At 65.8% G+C, this 24,724-nt stretch carries 23 protein-coding genes; 4 read left to right on the top strand and 19 right to left on the bottom strand.

Annotated elements, in window-relative coordinates; genetic code table 11:
* Positions 1-4: 4 nt before the first annotated feature.
* The 13 genes from FBF35_RS00755 to FBF35_RS00680 form a co-directional block, all read right to left on the bottom strand.
* Positions 5-772 (bottom strand): ABC transporter ATP-binding protein, encoded by a 768-nt coding sequence (locus tag FBF35_RS00755; protein ID WP_060566155.1) that lies wholly within the window; start codon positions 770-772, stop codon positions 5-7.
* Positions 773-1,138: 366 nt separating this feature from the next.
* Positions 1,139-1,585 (bottom strand): hypothetical protein, encoded by a 447-nt coding sequence (locus FBF35_RS00750; RefSeq protein ID WP_157843480.1) that lies wholly within the window; start codon positions 1,583-1,585, stop codon positions 1,139-1,141.
* A gap of 297 nt (positions 1,586-1,882) precedes the next feature.
* The gene (locus tag FBF35_RS00740; protein ID WP_060566154.1) at positions 1,883-3,649 is read right to left on the bottom strand and encodes an ABC-ATPase domain-containing protein; all 1,767 of its coding nucleotides are present in this window, start codon (positions 3,647-3,649) and stop codon (positions 1,883-1,885) included.
* 122 nt (positions 3,650-3,771) lie between these two features.
* The gene (locus FBF35_RS00735) at positions 3,772-4,245 is read right to left on the bottom strand and encodes a hypothetical protein (RefSeq protein WP_060566153.1); all 474 of its coding nucleotides are present in this window, start codon (positions 4,243-4,245) and stop codon (positions 3,772-3,774) included.
* A 123-nt stretch (positions 4,246-4,368) separates the two neighbouring features.
* A complete protein-coding gene (locus tag FBF35_RS00730) occupies positions 4,369-4,800 on the bottom strand; it encodes a hypothetical protein (protein ID WP_060566152.1) in 432 nt (143 codons plus the stop codon).
* Between the two features lie 119 nt (positions 4,801-4,919).
* On the bottom strand, positions 4,920-5,630 hold the full coding sequence (locus FBF35_RS00725) for a hypothetical protein (RefSeq protein ID WP_131726621.1): 711 nt from the start codon (positions 5,628-5,630) through the stop codon (positions 4,920-4,922).
* A 12-nt stretch (positions 5,631-5,642) separates the two neighbouring features.
* A complete protein-coding gene (locus FBF35_RS00720) occupies positions 5,643-6,149 on the bottom strand; it encodes a hypothetical protein (protein ID WP_060566150.1) in 507 nt (168 codons plus the stop codon).
* 226 nt (positions 6,150-6,375) lie between these two features.
* Entirely contained in the window at positions 6,376-8,532 is a 2,157-nt protein-coding gene (gene nrdE, locus FBF35_RS00715; RefSeq protein ID WP_060566149.1) for a class 1b ribonucleoside-diphosphate reductase subunit alpha, read from the bottom strand.
* Positions 8,502-8,918 carry a class Ib ribonucleoside-diphosphate reductase assembly flavoprotein NrdI gene (gene nrdI / locus FBF35_RS00710; protein ID WP_060566148.1) on the bottom strand — a complete coding sequence of 139 codons (417 nt, stop codon included), beginning with the start codon at positions 8,916-8,918 and terminating at the stop codon, positions 8,502-8,504. The genes nrdE and nrdI overlap by 31 nt, the downstream gene beginning before the upstream one ends.
* 281 nt (positions 8,919-9,199) lie before the next feature.
* Positions 9,200-9,451: a glutaredoxin-like protein NrdH gene (nrdH, locus tag FBF35_RS00705; protein WP_016460788.1), complete on the bottom strand. Its 252-nt coding sequence runs from the start codon at positions 9,449-9,451 to the stop codon at positions 9,200-9,202.
* Between the two features lie 955 nt (positions 9,452-10,406).
* Positions 10,407-10,700 carry a hypothetical protein gene (locus FBF35_RS10465; protein WP_157843479.1) on the bottom strand — a complete coding sequence of 98 codons (294 nt, stop codon included), beginning with the start codon at positions 10,698-10,700 and terminating at the stop codon, positions 10,407-10,409.
* A gap of 406 nt (positions 10,701-11,106) precedes the next feature.
* On the bottom strand, positions 11,107-12,039 hold the full coding sequence (locus tag FBF35_RS00685) for a patatin family protein (RefSeq protein WP_060566147.1): 933 nt from the start codon (positions 12,037-12,039) through the stop codon (positions 11,107-11,109).
* A 28-nt stretch (positions 12,040-12,067) separates the two neighbouring features.
* Positions 12,068-12,667: a GtrA family protein gene (locus FBF35_RS00680; protein ID WP_082632832.1), complete on the bottom strand. Its 600-nt coding sequence runs from the start codon at positions 12,665-12,667 to the stop codon at positions 12,068-12,070.
* Between the two features lie 64 nt (positions 12,668-12,731).
* On the opposite strand from FBF35_RS00680, the gene FBF35_RS00675 reads away from it, so the two are divergent.
* Positions 12,732-15,161, top strand: coding sequence for a S9 family peptidase (locus tag FBF35_RS00675; protein ID WP_082632831.1), 2,430 nt, complete (start codon positions 12,732-12,734; stop codon positions 15,159-15,161).
* 71 nt (positions 15,162-15,232) lie between these two features.
* Here the strand turns inward: FBF35_RS00675 and FBF35_RS00670 are convergent, their stop codons facing one another.
* Both FBF35_RS00670 and FBF35_RS00665 read right to left on the bottom strand, forming a co-directional pair.
* Positions 15,233-16,627, bottom strand: a complete 1,395-nt coding sequence (locus tag FBF35_RS00670; protein ID WP_241772528.1) for a hypothetical protein — start codon at positions 16,625-16,627, stop codon at positions 15,233-15,235.
* Positions 16,628-16,721: 94 nt separating this feature from the next.
* Positions 16,722-18,077 carry a hypothetical protein gene (locus FBF35_RS00665; RefSeq protein ID WP_060566424.1) on the bottom strand — a complete coding sequence of 452 codons (1,356 nt, stop codon included), beginning with the start codon at positions 18,075-18,077 and terminating at the stop codon, positions 16,722-16,724.
* Between the two features lie 133 nt (positions 18,078-18,210).
* Here FBF35_RS00665 and FBF35_RS00660 point away from each other — a divergent pair, with 133 nt between their 5' ends.
* Entirely contained in the window at positions 18,211-19,257 is a 1,047-nt protein-coding gene (locus FBF35_RS00660; protein ID WP_060566146.1) for a ribonuclease H, read from the top strand.
* Between the two features lie 825 nt (positions 19,258-20,082).
* On the opposite strand, the gene FBF35_RS00655 is transcribed toward FBF35_RS00660, so the two are convergent.
* The 4 genes from FBF35_RS00655 to FBF35_RS00640 form a co-directional block, all read right to left on the bottom strand.
* Positions 20,083-20,850, bottom strand: a complete 768-nt coding sequence (locus FBF35_RS00655) for an amino acid ABC transporter ATP-binding protein (protein ID WP_060566145.1) — start codon at positions 20,848-20,850, stop codon at positions 20,083-20,085.
* Positions 20,838-21,515 carry an amino acid ABC transporter permease gene (locus tag FBF35_RS00650; protein WP_048672587.1) on the bottom strand — a complete coding sequence of 226 codons (678 nt, stop codon included), beginning with the start codon at positions 21,513-21,515 and terminating at the stop codon, positions 20,838-20,840. Before FBF35_RS00650 ends, FBF35_RS00655 begins: the two co-directional genes overlap by 13 nt.
* Positions 21,496-22,155, bottom strand: a complete 660-nt coding sequence (locus FBF35_RS00645) for an amino acid ABC transporter permease (protein WP_060566144.1) — start codon at positions 22,153-22,155, stop codon at positions 21,496-21,498. Before FBF35_RS00645 ends, FBF35_RS00650 begins: the two co-directional genes overlap by 20 nt.
* 90 nt (positions 22,156-22,245) lie before the next feature.
* Positions 22,246-23,148, bottom strand: a complete 903-nt coding sequence (locus FBF35_RS00640) for a cysteine ABC transporter substrate-binding protein (RefSeq protein ID WP_060566143.1) — start codon at positions 23,146-23,148, stop codon at positions 22,246-22,248.
* Positions 23,149-23,390: 242 nt separating this feature from the next.
* On the opposite strand from FBF35_RS00640, the gene FBF35_RS00635 reads away from it, so the two are divergent.
* The gene (locus FBF35_RS00635; RefSeq protein WP_082632829.1) at positions 23,391-24,149 is read left to right on the top strand and encodes an AzlC family ABC transporter permease; all 759 of its coding nucleotides are present in this window, start codon (positions 23,391-23,393) and stop codon (positions 24,147-24,149) included.
* Positions 24,146-24,475 carry a branched-chain amino acid transporter permease gene (locus FBF35_RS00630; RefSeq protein WP_060566142.1) on the top strand — a complete coding sequence of 110 codons (330 nt, stop codon included), beginning with the start codon at positions 24,146-24,148 and terminating at the stop codon, positions 24,473-24,475. Before FBF35_RS00635 ends, FBF35_RS00630 begins: the two co-directional genes overlap by 4 nt.
* Positions 24,476-24,724: the final 249 nt, after the last annotated feature.

The following is a 24,724-nucleotide window of genomic DNA, read 5'->3' as shown; positions in this document are numbered from 1 at the left end:
GCGTTCAGCGCAGCGCCGCGGTGAGGGAGTCGGCGGTGACGTCGCGCAGGTCGGAAACGATGCGTCCATCGCGGCACACGAGGACGCGGTCCGCGTAGGCGGCGGTGGCGGTGTCGTGGGTGACCATGATGACGCTCTGGCCGAGTTCGTCGACGGCGCGGCGCAGCAGGTCCATGACCTCGGTGGTCGAGTGCGAGTCGAGGTTGCCGGTGGGCTCGTCCGCGACGATGACGGCGGGGCGGCTCATGAGGGCGCGGGCGACGGCGACGCGCTGCTGCTGGCCGCCGGACATCTCGGAGGGGCGGTGACTCAGGCGGTCCGCGATGCCCAGGGAGTTGACGATGAGGTCGAACCATTCCTTCTCGGGGGTGGCCCCGGCCAGGCGCATGGGCAGGAGGATGTTGGCGCGCGCGTCCAGGGTGGGCACCAGGTTGAAGGACTGGAACACGAAGCCGATGCGGTCGCGGCGCAGCTTCGTCAGCGCGGTGTCTTTCAGGGCGGTGATGTCGGTGTCTTCGACAAAGACGTGCCCGGAGGTGGGGGCGTCGAGGCCGGCGAGGATGTGCATCATCGTGGATTTGCCGGAGCCGGAGGGGCCCATGATGGCGGTGAATTCGCCGGCGCCGAAGCCGACGCTCACGTCGTCGAGGGCGCGCACCTGTGCGTCGCCGCTTCCGTAGATCTTGGAGACGCCCTGGAGTCGGACGATGGACGAGGCCGGGGCCCCTTGGTCGGCCACGGGGGCCTGCGCGATTGTCGTGTTCGTGTTCATGTATCCATCGTGCGCCTGCGGTGCGCGTCACCGCTACGGAGGTTTCCCCTGATTCATCCCCGAGACTACCCGGGGTACCCTCGGGGATGCTCGGCCGCCCTACCCCGGGGCTACGACCGTTGATATTCCCGTGTTATGTGCTTGCGGGCGTCCTGCGGCGGCGCCTAGCTGCAGTACGTGGCTGCGATGCCTGGTTGGGCTGCCTAGCTGCGGTTCCCATGAGTGAAGGCGCAAACACCTACCAGAAATTTCGCACGTAATTCGATTGCGTGAACTTTCAACAACCTTCAGAATCGTTGCAATTCCAACGATGCCAATTCAAATCCTGAAAGAGTCACAGGGGAATTACGTGCGAAATTGGTCGGTTCACATCAAACAGCGCGGCCGCGCCGCCACCAATCGGGGGGAATGACGCCATCCAAGCCTCCGACACGCCGACGACACGCCGTCAGAGGGCTTCGCATGGCGTAAAACCCCCATCGCAGCCAGCCTGAAGTGCACCGCATCGCATCCAAGATCGACGCAGGGTCGGTTGGCGCGAAAAAACTTGCCCAGCACGGCCCCTCCAGCGGCTCTTCCGCGAAAATACTCGCCCAGCAAGCGCAAAAACGCTGAATTTGGGCCAATTTGAGCGCGTTGGGCGAACTTTTTCGCACTTTCGCGATGACACAGCACCGCCGGGCGATCTTTTTCGCGCACCAGACGCGACACCATGGCGACATTGAAACCAACAACACCACTGCTCACCCCCAACAAGGGCCCCTTGAAACCGACATCACCACTGCACCCAAAAACCGCACCAAAAACACCCATTTCTCACACGCAAAGGCGATGACGGTTTCAACCCCACACAGCCACACATGAGCAAAGGCGACACCGGTTTCAGACAACCGGGCCGCCTGGTCGGCACGGCCTGACTGCGGGCCCATGGGCGGTGGCGGGGCCTGGCCGGGCTAGCACAGCGACCCGGCCCCACTGGTGTGGAGGGTGCCGGAGGGACCGGAGGGCACGGGCGGGCTTCGAGGCGCGGCGCCGAACGAAGTGAGGCCGCCTAGCCTCGCGGGCGGCCGGGCCCTCCGGCGCACGGAACACCCGTGGGGCCACAAGCAACTACGACTCGGAAACCTCGCTCGCAACAGCCTCGCCGCGCGGCTCGCGCAGGGACAGCCCGCGATAACGGTTGATGGCGGCGCCCACATCGATGAGGCGCGGGCGCGCCAGGAACGCCGGGTAGGAGCGGGCGCCGAACTTGCAGACGGCGTCCAGGCCCTCGGAGGCGAGGCGCCGTCCGAGCTTGGCCATGAGGTCGGGCATCGACTGCTTGCCGGCCATCTCCTCGAGGACGCCGCGCACGCACCAGGCGATGGCCTCGGCCTGCCCGGGGTCGACGACTGCGGCGACGTCGGAAATGTCGACGGTCGAGCGGTCGATCGTCAGCACGGAAGTGCCCGAGGCCTTGGTGCGCGGGCGGTCCACGCGGGCCTTCGCGGCGGGCACGCGGGGTGCCGCCTCCCAGCTGGTGGGGGCGTCGGTGCGGGGGCGCGGCAGGTTGGCCACGACCTCGCGTGCGCGGGAGGTGACGTCGAGGCAGCGGTAGTTGTCCATCATGAGGACCCGGTCGGCGGCGTCGAGGAACGCGCCGGAGCCGCCGACGACCATGATGAGGGAGACCCCGGCCTCGGTGAGGGAGGTGACGCGGTCGACGAGGGGCGTGATGGGTTCCTTCTCGGCGGCGACGAGGTCGCGCATGCGCGTGTCACGGATGAGGAGGTTGGTCGCGGAGGTGTCCTCGTCGATGAGGAGCGTGCGGGCGCCCAGCTCGAGGGATTCGATGATGGAGGCGGCCTGCGAGGTGGAGCCGGACGCGTTTTCGGTGGAGAAGGAGGTGGTGTCGGCGCCGCCGGGCAGGTGGGTGATGAACGGCGAGATATCAACGCCGGTAACGGCTCGCCCGTCGGCGGCGCGCACTTTCGTGGCGGTGGGGTCGGTGGCGACGAGCTCGCGGCCGTCGCCGGGGATGTGCGCGTACACGCCCTGGGCGATGGCCTCCAGGAGCGTGGACTTGCCGTGGTAGCCGCCGCCCACGATGAGGGTCAGGCCCGGGGGGATCGCCATGCCCGACACCTCGCCGGCGTGCGGCAGGGTGACGGTGGCGCGCAGGGTCTCGGGGGCATTGAAAGCGACGACGCCGTCACCCGTCAGGGGTGTTTCGGACACGCCGGATCGGCGCGCCAACAGGGCGTCGTCGGCGACGAAGGACACCCAGCCGCGTTCCTCGAGGATTCCCTGGAGGGCGCGGTAGTCCTCGTAGGCGGCGACGTGGCCGAGGAGGCGGGAGCGCTTGCGGGTGGTGGCCGGGTCCTCGGAGACGAAGTCGAAGCAGTCCATGACGATGTTGGGCACGTCCACATCGAAGAGGTGAGCGGCGCTCTTGCCGAGGATCGTGCGTCCGCGCGCGGGGAGCTTGACTTGGAAGCGGACCTCGACGCGGTCGGGTAGGACGGTCGCGTAGGAGCGCTGGAGGATGAGGGCGCCGGCGCGGGCAATGGACACGTCGCGGGTGTCGCGGGCGCGGATAGCCTCGTCGAAGGAGCGTGCGATGAAGTCCGCGGCCGCCAGGCGCGCGTCGGACGAGGCCAGGGCGGCCTCGGGCAGTCCCATGGCCTCGGGTGTCGACCAGGCACGCAGGGACGAGGGCGGGGCGTAGGGATCGGCCTGCACGTGATCGATCGCGAGGGTGAAGTCCCCGTAATCCCAGGCACCCAGGGCGTTCTTGTAGAAGCCGTAGGGGCGCCCGTCCGCGTATCGCAGCTGATCGAGGAGGTCTGCGTCGGTTCCGGACGTCGAGCGCGAGGGTGCTTCGTATCGGGGAGTCATACCCTCAAGAATACAGGCGGAGCCTGCGGAAACGGCATCACCGTTCCTACAGGCTCCGGGGTGTGAAGAGTCGACGCTGTCGCGCGAGTCTCACGGGTGGCAAGGTGGTATCAGCACACGACTTATCGTTCACTGAGGAAAAAGGCGAGGAAAAAGGCAAGAGGCACGAGCAGCTGGAGTGATGCGCATATGGACGTGACGACCACCGCGGTATTCGTCAGTGACTTGATGTCCTGCGGGGCATCCAGGTCCTTCGCCTTCGTGCGCAGCGTGAAGGACCACACCATCGCGGGGAACGAGAGAAGCAGATAGACAGTCAGGAAACTCACGCCAGCCAAGATCATGGCGAGCTGCGCATTGGAACGCAGGTTTGCGACGGCCGCAAGGTTTGAACTCACATAGTACGGCTGCGCATAGGCCGGCGCGGGCTGACTGTACGCCGTCCCATTGGGCATGCCGTAGGCAGGCTGCTGGCCGTACGCCGCCTCGGGTTGGCCGTACGGCGCGGATGCAGCCGGACCATAGGGCGTCTGCTGCGAGTAGGGATCCTGCGCACTCGCAGGATTGGCCCCGTAGGGGTAAGCCGGATCGCTCATGGTGCACTCCAGATAGTTCCGTGCGGATGACGATGGGCGCTATCGTAGCAGCGGTCGTCAACCACTATGCGTTGGGGCCCGAGGAAACTCGCCGTTTCCTCGGGCCCCACACGTAACGATACGTCAGCTGTTGGCGGCCGCAGTCGCGCCGACGATCACCATCAAGATGATGAAGAACAAGAAACCCGCAGCGATGAGCGCGATCTGGATGATCGAGCAGATCTTCGCAGCCGAGCGAGCATTCTCCACATCGGCCATCACGTCCATCGGGGCGCCCAGGATCTTGGCGTCCTCGACCAGCTTGTTGGCCCAGATCCACATGCCACCGGCAAGCAGGAGGTGGCCGAACAGGAAACTCACGAAGGAGAGCATGCGGGCCGTCGACGCGTTCGAACGGATCCTCTCAATCTCAGGGTTGAGGGCGTAGACGGGCTGACCGTACGCCGGCTGCGCCTGACCGTAAGCCTGCTGCTGACCGTAAGCCTGCTGCTGGCCGTAGGCCTGCTGGGGCTGGTCCTGGCCGGCGGCGGGGTAGGCGTTCACGGGATCGCTCATGAGTGACTCCAAATGGCTTGTGTCGATCGGATACGGCTGTCATCGTAGCCGACGCGAGAGTACAAAAATAAACAAAACGACCTTTAGTTACTACGAACACAACGGCCGCCACTAGATCGCTAACGCATGTTCTCCGAGACAATCAGCAAGATAATCAGACTCACCTGCAGGAGGAGCATGCCGAACGCAATGCCGCGCGCAGTGTTCACCTTCCGTGTCACGTCGGACGGAGCGTCGATCTCCCGGGCGTGGGTACACAGGCGCTGCGCCCGAACCGCGTTGGCGAGCAGCAGAATGACCGGCGTCGTGAAGAACCACACGAAGGACATGACGATGGCGACGGTGGCGTTGGACTTGAGGCGGGAGAAGGCCAGCTGCCGGAGCTGATCCGTGGACGGCTGCACCGGCTGGCTCGCGTACGCGGCCTGCGGATTCACGCCGTACTGCGGGGTGGCGGCCTGCTGCATCGGCTGGGCGACGGGCGCAGGCTGCGCCTGATAGGCGCTCGGCTGGCCGTAGGACGGCATCGGCTGGGCGGGTGCACCCTGCTGGGGATACGCAGCAGGGGTGCCGTACGCCGGGGCCACACTGGCGGCCGCGACCCCGCTGTGTCCGGGAGCGTAGGGCGACTGCTGCGCGACGGGCGCGACGTTCACGGGCGCACCCACCGGGGGCGCAAACTGCGCGGGGGCAGGGGCCTGCGGTTGGGCGGGAGCGTTCGACCACGACGAGGCGGGAGCTCCCACCTGGGGCGCGACCGGCCCGTCGCTTTGCTGAGGCCAGTCCCAGCCGGCCGGAATTGCCCGCGAGGGCATCTGTTCGTCACTCATGTCAACAACCAATCACTTCGCAGATTCCACGAGCCAGACAGAGAGGAAGAGCGCGGCGATCAGAAGACCGAACAGCACGATGCCGACAATTCCGCAGATGAGAGCCGTCGTTCGGGCACCGCGCACGTCCCTCAGCACGTCCTCGGGGGCACCCAGGCTCTCGGCCTCGCTGAGGAGGTTCATGCTCCAGAACCACGCACCGAACGACAGGAGCGGCCCGACCGTCACAAAGCTAACGAAAGACATGATGCGCACCATGGACGCGTTTGAACGCACGCGCTCGACGGCGGGGTTCAGGGCGTACACGACCTGGCCGTACATCGGCTGCCCGTAGGAAGCGCCCGCGCCGTACGAGGCCTGGGCACCGTATGCGGGTTGGGTACCGTATGCAGGCTGCTGCACGACGGGGGCCTGTCCATAGGCAGGCTGGGCACCGTACGAGGCCTGGGCGCCGTACGCTGGCTGGCTGCCGTAGGGGGTCGCACCGCCCGAGCCGTAGGGATTGGAGGGGTCGCTCATCAATAGCTCCGGTCAGATTGTGGGATCTTATCCTCCCACATCATACGAGCAACCTCTGCAACACGGAAGTTCCGCCTCATTGTCCCTTCTCACCACTCACCACAACCCGACGCAGCCCGCCCCAACCTCACGCCGGTGCTCCCGGCCCGCCCCGGCCTCGTCCCACATAAAAGGGTGCGGGGGCCGGTTTCCCGACCCCCGCACCACCCGACAAACGGGCGTCACGTCACAGCATGCAGGACACGCAGCCCTCGACCTCCGTGCCCTCCAGGGCCATCTGGCGCAGGCGCATGTAGTACAGGGTCTTAATGCCCTTCTTCCACGCGTAGATGTAGGACTTGTTCAGGTCACGCGTCGTCACCGTATCCGGGTAGAACAGCGTGAGCGACAGGCCCTGATCCACGTGCTGGGTGGCCACCGCGTAGGTGTCAATGATCTTCTCCGGGCCGATCTCGTACGCGTCCTGGTAGTACTCCAGGTTCTCGTTCGACATGTAGGGCGCCGGGTAGTAGACGCGGCCGATCTTGCCTTCCTTGCGGATCTCCACGCGGGACACGATCGGGTGAATCGACGACGTCGAGTTGTTGATGTACGAGATGGAACCCGTCGGAGGCACGGCCTGCAGGTTCTGGTTGTACATGCCGTACGTGGCGACGTCGGCCGCCAGGGCCTCCCAGTCCGCCTGGGTCGGGACCTTGATCGACGAGGCGGCGAGCAGCTCACGGCACTTGTCCGTGGTGGGGGCCCACTCCTCGTCAATGTACTTGCGGAAGAACTCGCCCGACGCGTACTTCGACTCCTCGAAGCCCTCGAAGGTCTCGCCGCGCTCACGCGCGATCTTGCACGAGGCCTTAATGGCCTCGAACAGGACCGTCATGAAGTACATGTTCGTGAAGTCCAGGGCCTCCTCGGACCCGTAGTGCACGTGCTCGCGCGCCAGGTAACCGTGCAGGTTCATCTGACCCAGGCCGATCGCGTGGCTCATCGCGTTGCCGCGGGCGATCGACGGGACCGAGCCGATGTCCGACAGGTCCGAGACGGCCGTCAGGCCGCGGATCGCCATCTCAATCGTCTTGGAGAAGTCCGGGGAATCCATGGTCTTCGCAATGTTGAGCGAGCCCAGGTTGCAGGAGATGTCCTTGCCGACGTGGGCGTAGGACAGGTCGTCGTTGTAGGTCGAAGCCTCGGACACCTGGAGGATCTCCGAGCACAGGTTCGACATGGTGATGCGACCCTTGATCGGGTTCGCCTTGTTCACCGTGTCCTCGAAGACGATGTAGGGGTAGCCGGACTCGAACTGGATCTCCGCGATCGTCTGGAAGAAGCGACGAGCGTTGATCTTGCGCTTGTGGATACGGCCGTCGTCCACCATCTCGTGGTACTTCTCCGTCACCGAAATCTCGGAGAAGGGCACGCCGTACACGCGCTCCACGTCGTAGGGGCTGAACAGGTACATGTCCTCGTTCTTGCGGGCCAGCTCGAACGTGATGTCCGGGATGACGACGCCCAGGGACAGCGTCTTGATGCGGATCTTCTCGTCCGCGTTCTCACGCTTGGTGTCCAGGAACTGCATGATGTCCGGGTGGTGCGCGTGCAGGTACACAGCGCCCGCGCCCTGACGCGCACCCAGCTGGTTCGCGTAGGAGAAGGAGTCCTCGAGCAGCTTCATGACGGGCACGACGCCGCTGGACTGGTTCTGAATCTTCTTAATGGGGGCACCCGACTCACGCAGGTTCGTCAGCTGCAGGGCGACGCCGCCACCGCGCTTGGACAGCTGCAGGGCCGAGTTGATGCCTCGCGCGATCGACTCCATATTGTCCTCGATGCGCAGCAGGAAGCAGGAGACCAGCTCGCCGCGCGCCGCCTTACCGGCGTTGAGGAAGGTCGGGGTGGCAGGCTGGAAGCGGCCCGTCATGATCTCGTCCACGAAGCTACGAGCAAGCTCGATGTCGCCGCGCGCCAGGTACAGCGACACCATGGCGACACGATCCTCGAAGCGCTCCAGGTAGCGCTTACCGTCGAAAGTCTTGAGCGTGTACGACGTGTAGTACTTGAACGCGCCCAGGAACGTCGGGAAGCGGAACTTGTGGGCGTAGGCCTGCTTGTACAGCTCCTTGATGTCCGCGAAGTCGTACTGGTCCAGGACGTGCTTCTCGTAGTAGCCCTCGTCTACCAGGTACTTCAGCTTCTCTTCCAGGTCGTGGAAGAACACCGTGTTCTGGTTGACGTGCTGGAGGAAGTACTGGCGAGCCGCCGCACGGTCCGCGTCGAACTGAATGTGTCCGTTCGCGTCGTACAGGTTAAGCTGCGCGTTCAGCGCGTGGTAGTCCAGCTCCGGGGAGGGAGCTTCCTCTACGCCTGTGTCGGTGTAGTTTTCTGCCAAAACTGTTCCAGTCCTTCGCGAACTCTGGAGACGTCCTCGGGCGTACCGAGGAGCTCGAACTTATACATGTGGGGGACCCCCAGCTTGGCCGCGATAATGTCGCCCGCGATGCAGTAGGCCTTGCCGAAGTTAGTGTTTCCCGACGAGATGACGCCCCTACACAGGGCCCGATTGTCGGGGTCATTGAGGAACTTGATGACCTGTTTGGGCACCGCTCCCTTGAGATTTCCGCCGCCGTAGGTGGGCACGACGAGCACGTACTCCTCGGTCACGCGCAGGGGTTCATCCTTGGGAAGCAACGGGATTCGCGCCGCCGGGAGGCCGAGCTTTTCGACAAAACGGCGGGTGTTGCCCGTCGCCGACGAGAAGTAGACGACGATGCCCATGGTGATCCTTCCTGCTAGGCGGGATGCTGAATCTCTAGTGTCTCACCCCCGAGGCCCGGGCGGGGTTGCCTCGCACGCGTGTCCCATGTGGGATGATCGACGCGGCCGGCTTGGCGAGGGCACGCAGTCGCTGGCGGCGTATGTATGCGGCCGTGGGCGGCAAATCCTCACGGCCAGTTGGCCGCTCATTTCCCCATATCCACCGAGGGGTGCGCCCCGGCCCCGTTCCCGCCCAGATACGCGAAAGCCCCGGCCTCGCGGCCGGGACTTGTCGGCGCGACTCAGGCCTGCAGCGCCAGGGGGGCAGCTGCGGCAGCGACGGCCTTGATGCGGTCGGGGCGGAAGCCGGACCAGTGATCCTCGCCGGCCACGACGACGGGGGCCTGCTGGTAGCCGAGGCCCTTAATGAAGGCGAGGGATTCCGCGTCCTGGGTGACGTCGATCTTCTCGTAGGAGACGCCCTGCTTGTCGAGGGCGCGGTAGGTCGCGTCGCACTGGGGGCAGCGGGGCTTGGAGTAGACGGTGATCGACATGTTCGTGTCTCCTTGCGGCTCGAGGCCGGACGTTGGCATCCTGTGTTGTCTTTCTGGCGGCTCGTTCGCCGCGAACACGACAACACTACACCTCGTGGCCGCCCACGCAAGCGCCCCCTAGATGTTGTGTGCGCCGCCCCAACTGTGGACGAGGCAGGAGGGGTCTGTGGATGGAGCGAGCGGTCAGGATCTCGGAGAGGCCTTTGCGATTTGTCGCCCCCTCCGCACAGGTGCGCGAAGATGCGCGCAAACATTGGGGTTTGCGACTAACCCACGGGCACATCTAGGGGTCTCCACCACCCTCACACACACCTGTGCACCCTGTGGACGAGCGCATCACCACCCTGTGCATAACCACCTGCCAACCACCTGAAAGATGTCGAGCGTCACACTCTTTGGTGGCACTCTTGGGCGTGTCGCACCCGCACATCTAGGGGTCGTTGGCGACTAAGCGCCCCTAGATATAGGGGTGAGTGGCATTTTTGGCGAAATGGCCGGAATCATGCGGAAAGGCGGTCGCATGGGGTCTGAGCGAGGCACCCACGCGCGCCTCCAACGGGAGGCGCACCCTAGATCTAGGGGCCGACACGAGCCCTACATCTAGGGGGCGCATCTGGGCGCGCCGCAGACCGAGAAACAGATCGGCCAGATAGCACGAGATCGTGGGGCAACATCTAGTCGTCCCGCAGATCCAGGAACATATCGGCAGCAAGAGGCCCTAGATGCAAGGTCCGGGACATAACTCGCCCGACACAGGCCCTTCATCAGCGCATCCGGTACAAAATTCGCCCAGCACGCCATAAAACGCCAATTTTGGGTACTTTTTCGCCTGCAGGGCGAATATAGTCACGCTCGCGTCCACCATCAGACCGAGCAGGGCGACCTTTTTCGCGCGCAGGAAGCGGCGACGTGGCGATATTGAAACCAATGACACCTCTACGACCGCTGCTGCAGGTCAGCATGAAACCCCCATCACCACTGCGCGCCCTTGAATAGCAACCGTTGAAACCACCGTCACCACTGCAACCAAAAAACGCACCAAAATCGCCCGTTTCATAGCCGCAAAGGCGATGGTGGTTTCAACTGGCGCACCTCGCCGGCCCGCAAAGGTGATGACGGTTTCAACCCCAGGCACGTACGAGCGCGCAAAGGCGACAGGGGTTTCAAAGAACCGAACCGCCTGGCCTATGGGGCCTGGCCGGGCTTCGAGACGACGCGCCGAACCACATGTCAGCAGCACGCCAGGCACCACTGGTGTGGAGGGCGCCGGAGGGACCGGAGGGCCTGGCCGCGGTGCCGGTGGGCGGCGGGGCCAGGGCACACACATGCCCGCCCGATTGGAGACCACCGCAGGGCCTGCGGGGCAATAGGAGTGTGGCTGCGGCGCTCGTGGGCGGCGGCAGGGCCAGGGCGGGCCTCGAGATCGACCACTCCGAGCGAAGCTCGCGTGTGGCGATCTCGCGGGCGGGCCGCCGCCCACGAGCGCACAGAGCAGACACACCCAAAAACAGCAGGCCACGCGGCGGCCGGAGATCAGGCGGCGGCTGGAAATCACGCGGGCAGCCCGGCCCCACAAAGCACACGCGGCGCCCGGAACACCAGCGGCGCAACAAGCACCACCACAGGAACAGGAACAGGAACAGGAACAGGAAAGCCTACAGCCCCAGGAACGCCTTGATCGCGGGCATTTCGCGCACGGCCTGCACCAGGCCGGCACGGTAGGTCGCTTCCAGGCGTTCGCGCCGCGACTCGGTGTTGTTGATCCACAGGTTGTCGGGGGCGAACACGTAGGCCTGGCCTCGTTCCTCAAGCTCGAAGAGGAAGCGGCGTCCCGCGTTGTAGCGGTCGGGGCGGCGAGCCACGCCCTCGAACACGGAGGGGAACTGGCGGTAGGCGGTACGCAGGAGCGCGCCGACGCTGGCGGGCATGGGGCCCTTAACGTAGTCGCGGGGGCGAGTGAGGACGACGAGGAGTTTGCGATAGCCCTCGCGCAGGGGCTGGTCGAAGGGCAGGCCGCCGTTGGGGCCGAGCGCACCATCGACATAGGTGTCGCCGTCGATCTCGACGGGAGGCATGAGGATCGGCAGCGTGGAGGAGGCGCGGATGATGGGTCCGAGCGTGTCCAGGGTGCTCATTTCTTCCTTGGAGAACCAGCGGACCTGCCCACGCGACGCGTTGAAGGTGGCGACGCGCGTGGTCGCCGGGTTCGCCAGGAACGCATCCATGTTGAAGGGCAGGGCGCCGTCGGGGTAGCAGATCTGCTGGTAGATGTACTCGGCGTTGAAGTAGCCGTGGCCCTTGCGGAAGTGCTTGAGTCCGCCGAATTCGGGGTCTTCGACGAGGTCGACGAAGGTGTCGTGGGAACGCTGCGCGTCGCGGGAGGTGAAGTTGCACAGGTGGCTGGAACCCGCAGAAACCCCGGAAATATGGGGGAAGTTGATGCCTTCGGCGATGAGTCGGTTCACGAGCGCGGCCGTGTAGGCGTTGCGCATGCCGCCGCCTTCGAACACGAGGGCGGTGTCGTCGATGGTGACCATCGTGGCGATGGACTCTTCGGGGGTCGGGTAGTGCTCTGCCGTTTCCTTCACGTTTCGACCCTACAGCCGCGCCTCGAACCTACGCGCGCGTATGTCCTGTAAAGACCACGTAGTGGTAGAAGAAGAAGCGGAACGCGGTGCCCAGGGCGAAGCCGACGACGTAGGCGGCGATGTTGTCTGCCAGCGCCGAGGTGTACCCGAGGATGTGGTGGGTGAACAAGAGGCAGAACTGGGTGATGCCGATGCCGCAGGCGTTGGCGAAGAAGAAGAGGACAGCTTCGCGCGTGGCGTTTGCCTGGGTGCGTCCACGGTAGGTCCACAGGCGGTTGGCGATCCACGAGTACAGGGTCGCGGTCGCGGCGGCGACGAATTGCGCGGTGTTGGGGTGACCGGCGAGCACGCCGAGCGGCCCGTGCTGGAGCAGGTTGAACAGTCCGGCGTCGACGATGTACGCGGTGGCTCCGACCATGCCGAATTGAATGAATTCGCGCACCCAGGCGAGGAGTCGCTCGGTGAGGCTCAGGGACGAGGCCGGGGCCGCTCCCCCATCCACCTGCCCTCGGGTGCCGGGCTGAGCAAGGGGCGCAGGTCGGTCCGCGAGCGCCGCGGGGTCGAGCACAGGGGACTCGGGTTCGAGCGCGGCAGCGGATCCGCGCGAGGGAGCTTGTTCGTCGTTCACCCCCCTAGTCTCGCACGGTCGCGCCGCTGTTTCGTGGATCCCCATCAGTTGGCCCACCTCTAAGATGGTCCACATGACTGACACGACTACGCGTGAGGCGGCCAATGCCTCGTCGATGAACACTCCCCCGGTTGCCCCGAAGCGTTACGGGTACCGGGTGCGCGACCAGTTCGGGCAGCATTTTGATGACCCGTGGGATTGGTTGCGTGACGGTGAGGATCCCGAGGTCAGGGCTCATTTGGAGGCGGAGAACGCGTGGGCGGACGCGGTGACGGCGCCGACGCGCGAGGCGGCCGCGCGCCTCGTGGAGGAGGTCAAGGCCTCCACGGCGCTCACCGACGTGACGGTTCCGATCCGCGAGGGCGAGTTCTGGTATTTTCGGCGTTTCGCGGAGGGCGAGTCGTACGCGACGCATCATCGCGCGCCGGTGGAGCGCGACGAGGCCGGGGTGCCGGTCCCGCTCGTCCCCGAACCGGGCGTGCCGACGCGGGGCGAGGAGCTCCTCGTCGATGAGAATGAGTGGGCGCGCGGGCAGGAGTTTTTCCGCCTGGCGGACATGTACCCGTCCCCGGATGGGCGCCTGATCGCGTGGGCTCGGGACACGAGCGGGGATGAGCGCTACACGTGGGTCGTGCAGGAGGCGTCGGGCCGCGTCATCGACGAGGCCGTGGTGGACGCCGGGTACGGCTTCGCGTGGGCGGATGATTCCGCCTCCTTTATCTACATGGGCGTAGACGACGCGTGGCGCGCGTGCGACGTGTGGCTGCACCGCCTGGGCACGCCTCGTGAGGCCGACGAGCTGCTGCTGGTGGAGCCGGACGAGGGCTTCGAGATGGGGTTCGCGCCCTCGGGTTTCCCGGGGCACGTCGTCATTCACGCCTCGTCGTCGACGGCGGGCCGCGCGTGGCTATGGCTGCCCGCCCACCCGGACGTGCGCCCGCTGCCGCTCATGCCGGTGCGCCCGCGCACGCTGGTGTCGGCGGATTCGGCCGGGGATCGCCTGTTCATCGTGCATACGGGGCTGACGCAGGAGGGCTCGCTCGCGCAGGCGATGCTGCCTGCAGGGGGTTCGCCCGAGGCCCTGGCGGGCCTCGGCGTCACGTCCTCCTCCGCGTTCTCGCGGGGTTCCCTGGCGGATCGCACGCCGGGCACTCCCCTGCCGGAGGACGAGCCCGCACCCCTCACGCCGTTTGAGTCCTGGGAGCCGCTGCGCAGCCCCGGCCCCGGCGAGCGCATCACCGACGTCGAGGCTCACGCGGACTACGTGGCGCTCTCGCTTCGTTCGGGCTCTCTGACGCAGGTCGACGTGTGGGATCGCCGCGAACCCTCACCCGCGTGGCGGCGCGTGGAGGTGGACGCCCCGGTGCGCACGATCGCGACCGTGCCGACCCCGTGGGAGGATCCGCTTCGGGTTGAGTTCCAGTCACAGACCGTGCCCCCCACGGTCGCCGAGGTGTCCCTGCCCACCCCGGCCCCGGCCTCGTCCCCCGAAAACCCCGAAGGCGCGGCCCTGACCGTGCGGACCCTGCGCACCCGCGAGGCGCCCGGCTGGGACCCTGCCGAGTATGTCGAGGAGCGCGTGTGGGTGCTCGCGCGCGACGGCGCGACCCGCATCCCTGTCACCCTCATCCACCACCGCGACGCGCGCCCGGACGGCACGCACGCGGGCTGGCAGATCGGGTACGGCTCGTACGAGGTCAGCTACGACCCCGAGTTCGAGACCCTGCGCCTGCCGATCCTGCGCCGCGTCGTCTACGCGATCGCGCACGTGCGCGGCGGCGGCGAGATGGGCCGCGCCTGGTACGAGGACGGTAAGGAGCTGGTCAAGGAGCACACGTTCACGGACTTCATCGACGTGGCCGACTGGCTGGTCGACTCCGGGTGGGTGGCGCCCGGCCGCCTCGTCGCGGAGGGCCGCAGCGCCGGCGGCCTGCTCATGGGCGCGGTCACCAACGCCGCACCCGACCGTTTCCGCGCGATCCTGGCGGGCGTGCCCTTCGTGGACGCGCTGTCAACAATCCTGGACCCGTCCCTGCCTCTCACCGTCGGCGAATGGGAGGAGTGGGGCAACCCACTCACCTCGCGCGCCGTGTTCGACGCGATGAGCCGCTACACACCCTACGAGAACGTGCCCGACGGCGCGCTCCTGCCCGCGATCATGGCGACGACGTCGGTCAACGACACGCGCGTCGAGTTCGTCGAGCCCACCAAGTGGGTGCAGCGCCTGCGCGAGGCCACCGGCCAGGTTCCCTCCACGGACGAGGCCGGGGCTGGGCAGCGCTGCAATTGCTGCGATTCGGAGGCCGGCGAGGCGAGCGCGAGCGGGGAGGCCGGCCACGGCCTCGTCGCCGCACGCGACCCGCTCGAGCGTCCGATCATCCTGCGCACCGAGATGGTCGCCGGGCACGCCGGCCCGTCCGGGCGCGAGGGCCGGTGGGCGGCGCGCTGCGAGGAGTTCGCCTTCGCGCTGGGCCAGGTGGGCGTCACGGTGTAACAGGTGGGGGCGGTCTTCATTGGAGGACCGCCCCTCTCGCGTTGCATCACTGTGCCGCGCGGCTGCACGCGTTACTGCGCGCCACCGTCCCAGCCGGGCCGCAGGGCGAAGGACTGGATGTCCGCCGTCGGCGTCAACTCGCCTTTCTTGAGGAAATAGGCCAGGTCACGGGTCGTGAAGATGTCACGCCACTCGCCACCTTCCCAGGGCCTGTACGAGAGGGTCACGACGCGGTCAGAGCGACGATCCTTCAGCGCGTAGACGCCGGTCTCGGTCACCTGGAAGGTCGCCAAGTATCCGTCCGGCCCATACGTTGGCGTATCAAGCGAAAACAAGTAACGTCCCTGGCCACTCGCCGGGTCGACAGCGAAAGCATCCCCACCCCACGACACGAACCTGTACTCGTTGCCCACGCGAATCGCCTCGTACTCGGAAACGCCCTGCTCATCATTCAACTCAAGGGGGTTGCCGGCCTCGTCGAGGACGGGAATGATCGAGCGCTCACCCGTTGACAGGTCCCACCGCTCAAGAACCACCGTTCGCTGCCGCTCGCTCGTCGAACCATGGCTTGAGGCAGCGGCCTCGTCCGACAGCTCGGTCGGCATCGTGATGACGTCCCCTTCGCAGGCAAACATGTGTTGTCGCGACCCCAAGCCGTCGATCATCGGCGCTACCGCGAGGACTGGAGACTCCTCGCCATCGTGGTCATTGAGCTGAACAACAGCCGCGAGGGTGGTCGGCGGCTTCTCGTCGCCCGATCGAGCAGCATACGCCGCGAACGCTGCGGCACTGATGCCGCGAGACTCCTTCGTGTCGGTGATCGCCAAGATCCGCGCCCCACACTGCCCGACAGAGCCTCCTGTCTTGTCATTCTCGACGCTCGCCACACGTCCATCAACGTGGACGGTGTCAACCTCATACCCAAACTCTTCACCACTCACAACCGCGAGCGCGCCATCGGGGAGTGCATAGCGTTGACGCTCGTCGCTGCGGTCTCCTCGTCCAATTTCCTGCGTTCCCGCCTGGGTCGTGAGGAAGTCGTGAGAAGACGCCGCGTAGAAGACGCCCCGCTCATTCCACACCACATCGCCATCAAGCACATTGTTCACGGCAGCAACCTGGCCGCGCCCGTCGGCGTCGAGAAGCACGATCCAGCCGTCATAGTCGTTATACCGAAAATCCTCGGCCACCGTGGACCATCCGGACCCCAGACGCACGGCAACGACCGCGTCATTCGTCGCGAGAAAACTAGCCGGTTTTCTGGTCAATCCCCCATGGAAAACGCAGCTCCACGCCAGCGCGGCAACCGAGAGCACGACGACGAGGAGAGCCCATCGGCGGAAACGCTTCGGCTTCTTCGGGTGGCCATGCTCCTGCTCGTCGGCAGCCGTCTCACAAAGCTCGTCGAGGCGTTCCCCCATGCGCATCTTCCCTCTCATCGCGGCAGCGGGCGCTTCCACGCCCACCCCCAGAGTCTAGGGCACGAGGCCGAGGCTGCCCCGTCCTCGTCCCATCGAGTGACGTCCCGACCGAGCGGGAACCCCGGACAACCGAACAACGTTACTGCGCGCCGCCATCCCAGCCGGGGCGCAGAGAGAACGACTGAATCCTTCGCCAGTGGCCCGACGACATGAAACCGCCTTCCAACCAGACGTAGTCTGCCAGCTTGTCCATTGTGATGACGTCCCGGTATGCTCCCCCATCCCACGGCCGGTAAGAGAGGGTGACATTGTGATCCTCCCGGCGGCCCTCGAGCGCGTATACGCCCGTCTCACTCACCTGGTACACCATTCGCTGGTTGATTCGTGTACCGGAATAAGAGAACAGGTAGCGGCCTCGACCGCTCCTCAGGTCCACTGCAAACGCATCCCCGCCTTCACTGATGAACCGGTACTCATCACCGACCTGGATCCCCTGATAGTCGAAAATGCTGCGGTCCCTGTTCACTTCGATGGGATTTTCCTGCTCGTCGACCACGGGAATAATCGTGCGCTCCCCAGTCGCCAGATCCCAGCGCTCGAGAACCATCGTTCCCGTCTCTCCACCATCTGCCATCACACGAACGACTCGAGAGTCGCCCGTTTGGACGCTCGGCATCGTGATCACGTCCCCCTCACAGGCGAACTCTCTCTGTCCCGACACCAAGCCGTCGATCATTGGCGCGACGCCAATGATCCGAGGAGTGTCACCATCGCGATCATTCAACTGAATGACGACAGACAGCTCCTCCGGTTGCTCGCCATCGCCGCCCGACTGTGCGGCGTAAGCCTCGAAAGCCTCCGTTCTCACACGCGGGAATTGCTTCGTGTCAACGATCGACAGGATCCGATCCCCACACTGCCCCATGTCCCCGCGCGTTCCGGGAGTTGACACACTCGTCACGCTTCCATCACGTTCGATCGTATCGACCCGATAGCCCAAGTCTGACGAGTAAGAAACCACGATGAATCGACCATCCGACAACTCATAACGCTGGACGTTCGAGGCCCGCCAGTCCTTAATTTCTTGGCTACTCGTTCCGTTTTCTGTCGTCTGGTACTCCCATTGGTCGGCACCGAAGGAGATACCGCGATCAGACCACAGGATCCTACCTTCCCACTGGTTGCCGATACGCACGATATCCTGCTCCCCTTGCATGTCAACAAGTGCAACCAAGTTGTTCTGAATTGGGGATTCAAGGCCCGACTGCGATTGTGCTTCACCCAGCTGCACAGCAATGACGGCATCCCCGATGGCCAGTTTGTTGGTCGGCGTCACCGGCAGGGAAGCCTTCGGAACGCAACTCCACGCGAGCAGCGCAATCGGGAGAGCGAGCGTCAGGAAAGCCCATCGGCGGGAACGATCCGGTTTCTTCGAGCTGCCTTGCTCTTGTTCGTCGGCACCCGTCTCACGCTTCTCACCGTTGTGTGTACTCATGGTCATCTCCGTCCTCGTCTGTGCAGCGAAGGGCGCGACCACGCCCACCCCAGAGTCTAGGGCACGAGGCTGAGGCGGCCCCGGCCTCGTCCCCCTTCCGATCAGGCAAGCGGGATGCCGATAGGATGAGGGCATGACGATTACGGCGGCGGCGGACGGTTCTTCCCTCGGCAATCCTGGGCCCGCGGGGTGGGCCTGGTACGTGGACGAGGACACGTGGGACGCGGGCGGCTGGCCGCAGGGCACCAACAACCTAGGCGAGCTGACCGCGATTCTGCGTCTGCTCGAGGCCACGGCCGAGACCGGCGAAGAGCTGCACATCCTCGCCGACTCGCAGTACGCGATCAACGTCGTATCCAAGTGGCGGCTCGGCTGGAAGAAGCGCGGCTGGACGAAGGCCGACAAGAAACCCATCAAGAACCTGGAGCTCATCCAGGAGATCGATCGGGCCATGGAGGGGCGCCGCGTCACCTTCGAGTGGGTCAAGGGCCACGCTGGGCACCATATGAACGAGCGGGCCGACGACCTCGCGCGCGCATGCGCCGAGGCCTACCAGGCTGGGCGCACGCCCGAGCCGGGCCCCGGGTTCGGGGGCGGCGCGTCGCGTGGCACTGCGTCACGTGGCACTGCGTCGGCGGATCAGGCATCCGGGGGTGCTACCTCTGCGCCCACGTCCGTCGAGCCGCACAACGTGCCCGCTACTACTGATGCCCAAGGGAGCGCTCCCGCTTCACACGACACCTCCACCGACGAGGCCGCCACGTCGACATTCCGTTCTCATCCCAGCGTTTTCTCTGCTTCTGCTGAGCCGATTGAACCAGCGGAGGCGGCCCCAGCCTCGTCCGTGAGCGCTCCGACCACCGAGGATGCGGTCGCCCGCGAGCGCGAGTTCATCCTGGCGTGGACCGGCGGCGACGAGGAGGCACTGGCGGCCATGACCGACGAGCGCACGACGCGCATCTGGCCGGGTGGCGGCGCGACCACGACGCTGGCGGGCCCCTCGCCCGCTTCCCCGGCGATCGGCCGCATCGACGCGCACGACCTGGGCGGGTCGTTCCTGACGCGCTACCGGGTGCGCTGGGAGGGCGGCGCGTCGCTGGAATCCAGCGTGTGGGCGCCGGCGACGTCTGGCGAATCGCGCCTGATCATGGTGCACCACCAGTCGACGCTGATCGGCTGAAACGGGAAATTCTGTCGCGGGTGGGCTCTACTCGCGCAGTCTCAACTCTCGCGCGTGCTCAATGCACCGGATCACCACGCAGGGCACCGGGCCGCTACGCGAATAGGCACCTCGACGGCCAGGTGCACGCCCCCCAGTCCAACCCAGCCCCCTACACGGATAGGTTGCGTACATGCGGATAGGTTATTAAGGTATCCGGATCCTCATAACCTATCCGGATCCTCGTAACCTATCCGCATCGTCGTAACCTATCCGGATCCTCGTAACCTATCCACGTAGCCGTTTCCTATCCGCGAGCCCCAACGGCACCTGCGCGACATTGCACCAATTCGGGAGCATTACACCAGTTAGGGAGCATTACACCACCTCCGAGCTGGTGTAATACCCCGCTAAGTGGTGTCACACCACTTAGGAACAAGCCATAACGCGGAAGGTGCCGGACCAGAACACTGGTGATCCAGGCTGCGGCGCCCGTGGTCGGCGGCAAGGCCTGGCTAGACATCCCAGCAGAACACGAAGCCCCTGCTGTTGGAAGGGCGCCGGTGGGACCGAGAACACGGGCGGGAGGGCCAGGCTGCGGCGCCCGTGGGCGGCGGCAAGGCCTGGCCGGGCATCTGATCGATCACTCCGAGCCGAAGGCTCGCGTGTGGCGATCTCGCGGGCGGGCCGCCGCCCACGGGCGCACCAAGCAGCCGGGCCCAGCAAGGCCAACCCCTCCGGCACCCAGAACACATCCCGGGCGCACAGCAACAAGCACAACAACGGGGGCGCAAGCCACCAGCCTGCGCCCCCGCTCAAGCCCCTCCGCGAGGAGCTCCTACACCCTTACAGCTTGGCGCCTTCGAAGCTGAAGATATCGAGGAACTTGCGCGCACGATCCGAGGACGGGTCCGCAAAGAACTTGCGCGGCGGGTCAACCTCGACGATGCGGCCCTCGTCCATGAAGACGATGCGGTCCGCGATCGCGCGGGCGAAGCCCATCTCGTGGGTGACGATGAGCATCGTCATGCCGGTGCGAGCCAGTTCGAGGACGACGTCGAGGACCTCGCGCACCATCTCCGGGTCGAGGGAGGCCGTGACCTCGTCGAGGAGGAGGATCTCGGGGTCCATCATGAGCGCACGCACGATGGCGACGCGCTGGCGCTGGCCGCCGGACAGCTGGCGCGGGTAGTCGTCGGCGCGGTCCGCCAGGCCGACGCGCTCAAGTAGTTTCAGCGCCCGCGCGCTCGCGTCGGCGCGCGATTCTCCCGCGACGAGGCCGGGGGCGAGCGTCAGGTTCCCCATGACGGTCAGGTGGGGGAAGAGCTCGTAGGACTGGAAGACCATGCCGATACGGCGGCGGACATCGGGCCAGGAGACGCCGGGGGCCGCCAGGTCGGTCCCGTCGAAGAGGATCTGCCCGGAGTTGATGGGCTCGAGGCCGTTGATCGTGCGCAGGAGTGTGGACTTGCCGCAGCCGGAGGGGCCGATGATGACGACGACTTCGCCGTCGGCGACGTCGAGGGAGACGCCGCGCAGGGCGTGATGGCCGCCGGGGTAGGTCTTGTCAAGGTCGACGAGACGCAGCTGCGGGTCGGAGGTCAGTTCTGCCATGTTTTCTCCATGTGGCGTGAGAGGAGCGAGATGGGCCAGCAGATGAGGAAGTACAGCACGAAGATCAGGCCGTAGATCCACAGCGAGGCGGTCGGGTAGTTGAAGCGGTTGGCGTCGATGATCTGCTGTCCAACCTTGAGGACTTCGACGACGCCGATGAGCACGACGAGGGACGTCGTCTTCACCATACGGGTGATGAGGTTGACGGCCGGGGGCGCAAGCCTGCGCAGGGTTTGCGGCAGGATGACGCGGCGCATGGTCTGCCTCGGGGTGAGTCCCAGAGCGTAGGCGGACTCGTACTGGTGGCGGGGGATCGCGATGAGCGCGCCTCGCACCAGGTCACCCATTTCGGCACCGCCCCACAGGGTGAAGACGAGGACGGACGCCGTGATGCCGTCCAGGTTGATCCCCGCGACGCGCGTGAGCCCGAAGTAGGCCACGAACAGGAGGACGAGCTGGGGCATGATGCGCACGAACTCGAGGTAGAGCTGCATGAGCCAGCGCAGGACTCGCCAGCGCGAGCGCATGCCGAGGCCGACGAACACGCCGAGCACCAGCGACAGCACGACGGACAGCGCGGAGATGCCGACGGTGACGCCCAGGCCCTCGAGGATGCGTACGAGGTTGCGGCCCTCGAAGATGACGTTAATTCCCAAATCCGCCACGGCGCACCTTCTTTTCGATGAGTCGGGCCGCGATGGACACGGGCAGGAGGATCACCAGGTAGGCGATGACCAGGAGGATCAGCGCTTCGGAGGTGTTGTAGGACATGCCGATGAGGTCTTTCGCGACGTACACGAGGTCGGGCAGCGCGACGACGGAGACGACGGATGTTTCCTTGATGAGGAAGATGACGTTGGCGGCGAGCGGCGGCACGGAGGTCGCGATGGCCTGCGGGAGCGCGACGTGACGCAGCGTCTGGGTGCGTGTGAGGCCGAGCGCGGACGCGGACTCCCACTGGATCGTGGCAATCGAGTCGAGGCCGGAGCGCAGGGCCTCGGCCATGTAGGCACCGCCCAGGAAGATGAGGCCGACGATCGCGCAGGTCTCGCCGCTCCACTTGATGCCCACGCGCGGCAGGCCGAAGTAGATGAAGAAGAGCTGCACGAGCAGGGGCGTGTTGCGCGACAGTTCGACGTAAGCGGCGGCGATCTGGGTGGCGACGGGGATCCGGTACTGCCGGATCGCGGCCACGAGCAGGCCGACCGCGAGGGAGCCGACGATGCCGATAGCCGCGATCCTCAGGGTGAGGATGGCGGCGTCGACGTACAGGGGCGCGTATCGCGCCAGGATGTCAAGATTCATAGGAAAAATCCGGGACGAGGCCGTGGCCGCCCGGGGCGTTTACCCGCGGTGGGCGCTGTCCCCGGTGGGGGCCACGGCCTCGTACCTGCGTCAGTTGGTGGAGGTGGTGTCCACGCCGCCTTCGACGACGAGGTCGTCGGGGGTAGCGGCGTCACCGTAGACGGGGGCGAGGGTCTGCTCGTAGTCCTTGTGGAAGAAGTTTTCCTTGCCGAGCTCAACGAGCTGGTTGTTCAGCCAGTCGAGGAGGGCGGTGTTGCCCTTCTTAACGGCGGCCGCGATGTAGCTGGTTTCGCCCAGGCTCTTGATGCCGACGCTGAAGCCGGGGTGCTGGATCGCCCAGGCGATGACCTCGGTGTTGTCGGTGGAGAAGGCGTCGCCTCGGCCGTCCTCGAGGGCCTGGTAGGCGTCGGAGTACTGGTCGTACTTCTGGAGCTTGACCTCGGGGTGGTTGGCCTCGAAGTAGGCTTCGGCGGTCGTGCCCTTGGTGACGATGAGGGTCTTGCCGGCCAGCTGGCTCACGTCGGTGATTTCGGCCGAGGTGGGCGAGACGACGCCAAGGGAGACCTTGAAGTAGGGGTTCGCGAAGTCGACCTTTTCGGCGCGCTCGGGCGTGACGGTGAAGTTCGCGAGGGTGATGTCAACCTTGTTGGAGGCGAGGACCTCGGTGCGGGCGGCGGCGTCGACGGGGACGTACTTAGCGGTGACGCCCAGGTCGGCGGCGATGCGGTCGCCGTAGACGACGTCGTATCCGGCGGGCTTGCCGTCGGCGTCGATGTAGCCGAAGGGGGCCTTGTCGGAGAAGATGCCGATGACGATCTCGCCGGCTTCCTTGATCTGCTCGGGGCTGCGGTCGCCGACCTGCGCGCTCGACGAGGAGGACGAGGAGGTGGACGCGCCACCAGAGCATGCGGCCATGCCGAGGGCTGCGACCATGGCGACGGCGGCCGTGGCGAGTCGAAGGAATGGCTTCTTGCGTGCGTGAGTGGCGCTCATGAGGGCTCCTGATCTGCGTTTTCGATGGAAGCGCCGAGGGTATGTTCCTCGGCGACAGGAACGATATTTCCACCGGACGGTTTATTGCGCGAGAGCTATTTCCCGTTTTGAAACTATGTGACAGGTCCGCGACGAGGCCCTTTCCCACTCTGCGAAACGCCCCCGCTACGAGAGCGTGCAAGTCGTCACGCACGGCCCTGCCAGCGCGCACTCCTACCGCCTCACGCGTCACAATTGCACCCATGCCCAAGCTACCGCGCACCGTGAACCTCCCCGTGCCGGCTAGCCCTACCCGCCGCGAGATCCTCGAAGGCCTGCGCATCACGGCGCCCGTGGCCGCGGGTTACATCCCGCTGGGCCTGGCGTACGGCGTTCTCGTCATCCAGCTGGGCCTGCCGTGGTGGTTGGCTCCGTCGCTCTCCCTGGCCGCCTACTCGGGGTCGGCCGAGCTGCTCGTCGTCACTCTGGCCGCGCAGAATACGCCGCTGGCTGTCATCGCGGTGACGATGCTGCTGGTGAATTTCCGCCTCCTGTTTTTCGCGTTCTCGTTCCCGTTGCACGTCATCGAGGGCCGTTTTGCGCGCCTCTTCTCGATGTACGCCCTCGTAGACGAGGCCTACGCGCTGACCGCCGCCCGCCCGAACGGGTGGACGAAGCCTCGCCTGTTGGCGATGCAGGCTCTCTTTAACCTCACGTGGGTGATCTCGAGCCTCGTGGGCGTGTCCGCGGGATCCTTGATTCCTACGCAGATCGAGGGACTCGACTTCGCGCTGACGGCCCTGTTCATCACGCTGACGCTGGACGCGGCGCGCACGAGGCGCGAGCTGCCCTCAATCCTCCTGGCTGGCACATCCTTCGCGGTGGCCATGGTGGCGGCACCCGGCCAGCGCCTGCTGGTGGCGCTCCTGCTGTTCGTCGCGTGCCTGGTGGTTCGCCACGTCCTTCATCGCCGAGGCATCCTGCACTCCGCGGATGAGGCGACTGAAGGGGGTGCGCAGTGACTCCGACGCTGGGCTACCTGCTGGCGCTTCTGGCAATCACCTTCGTCATCGACTTTACGTTGCGTGCTCTGCCGTTCAAGATCCTCGAGCCGCTGCGCGACTCGCGTTTCGTCTCCGACATGGCGGTGTGGATGCCGCCGGGCATCATGCTGATTCTGGTGCTCTCCACGCTGACGCAGGGAGCGCAGGCGGCGGGTGGCCGCTGGTGGGCGGCGCTGGTGGCGGCGGGGGTGACGGTCGCGGCGCACCTGCTGAGCGGCCGCAAGCTCCTGTGGAGCGTCGGCATCGGAACGGTCTGCTACGTCGCGTTGCTCAACTGGCTCTGACGAGCTGGCTGGGCTCCAGCTGCTCGGACCGCCAGGGCCGACCTACGCGCACGTTAACCCGATAGGTGGCGGCCTGGGCCCCTTCATGCGCACGTTAACCCGATGGGTGGCGCCCTGGGCGGCCTGCCCACCATGCCACCAATAGGGTTTAGCTGCGCATTAGCGGGTTAAGGGTGCCAGTAGTGGGGTCCAGCGACCAGATCCGCCTCGCATCCGCCTCGCCTACAGCGCTGAATAGCACAATCGATG

Source organism: Schaalia odontolytica, assembly GCF_005696695.1.
Lineage (GTDB): Bacteria > Actinomycetota > Actinomycetes > Actinomycetales > Actinomycetaceae > Pauljensenia > Pauljensenia odontolytica_C.
This window is presented reverse-complemented; position numbering and strand designations above follow the sequence as displayed.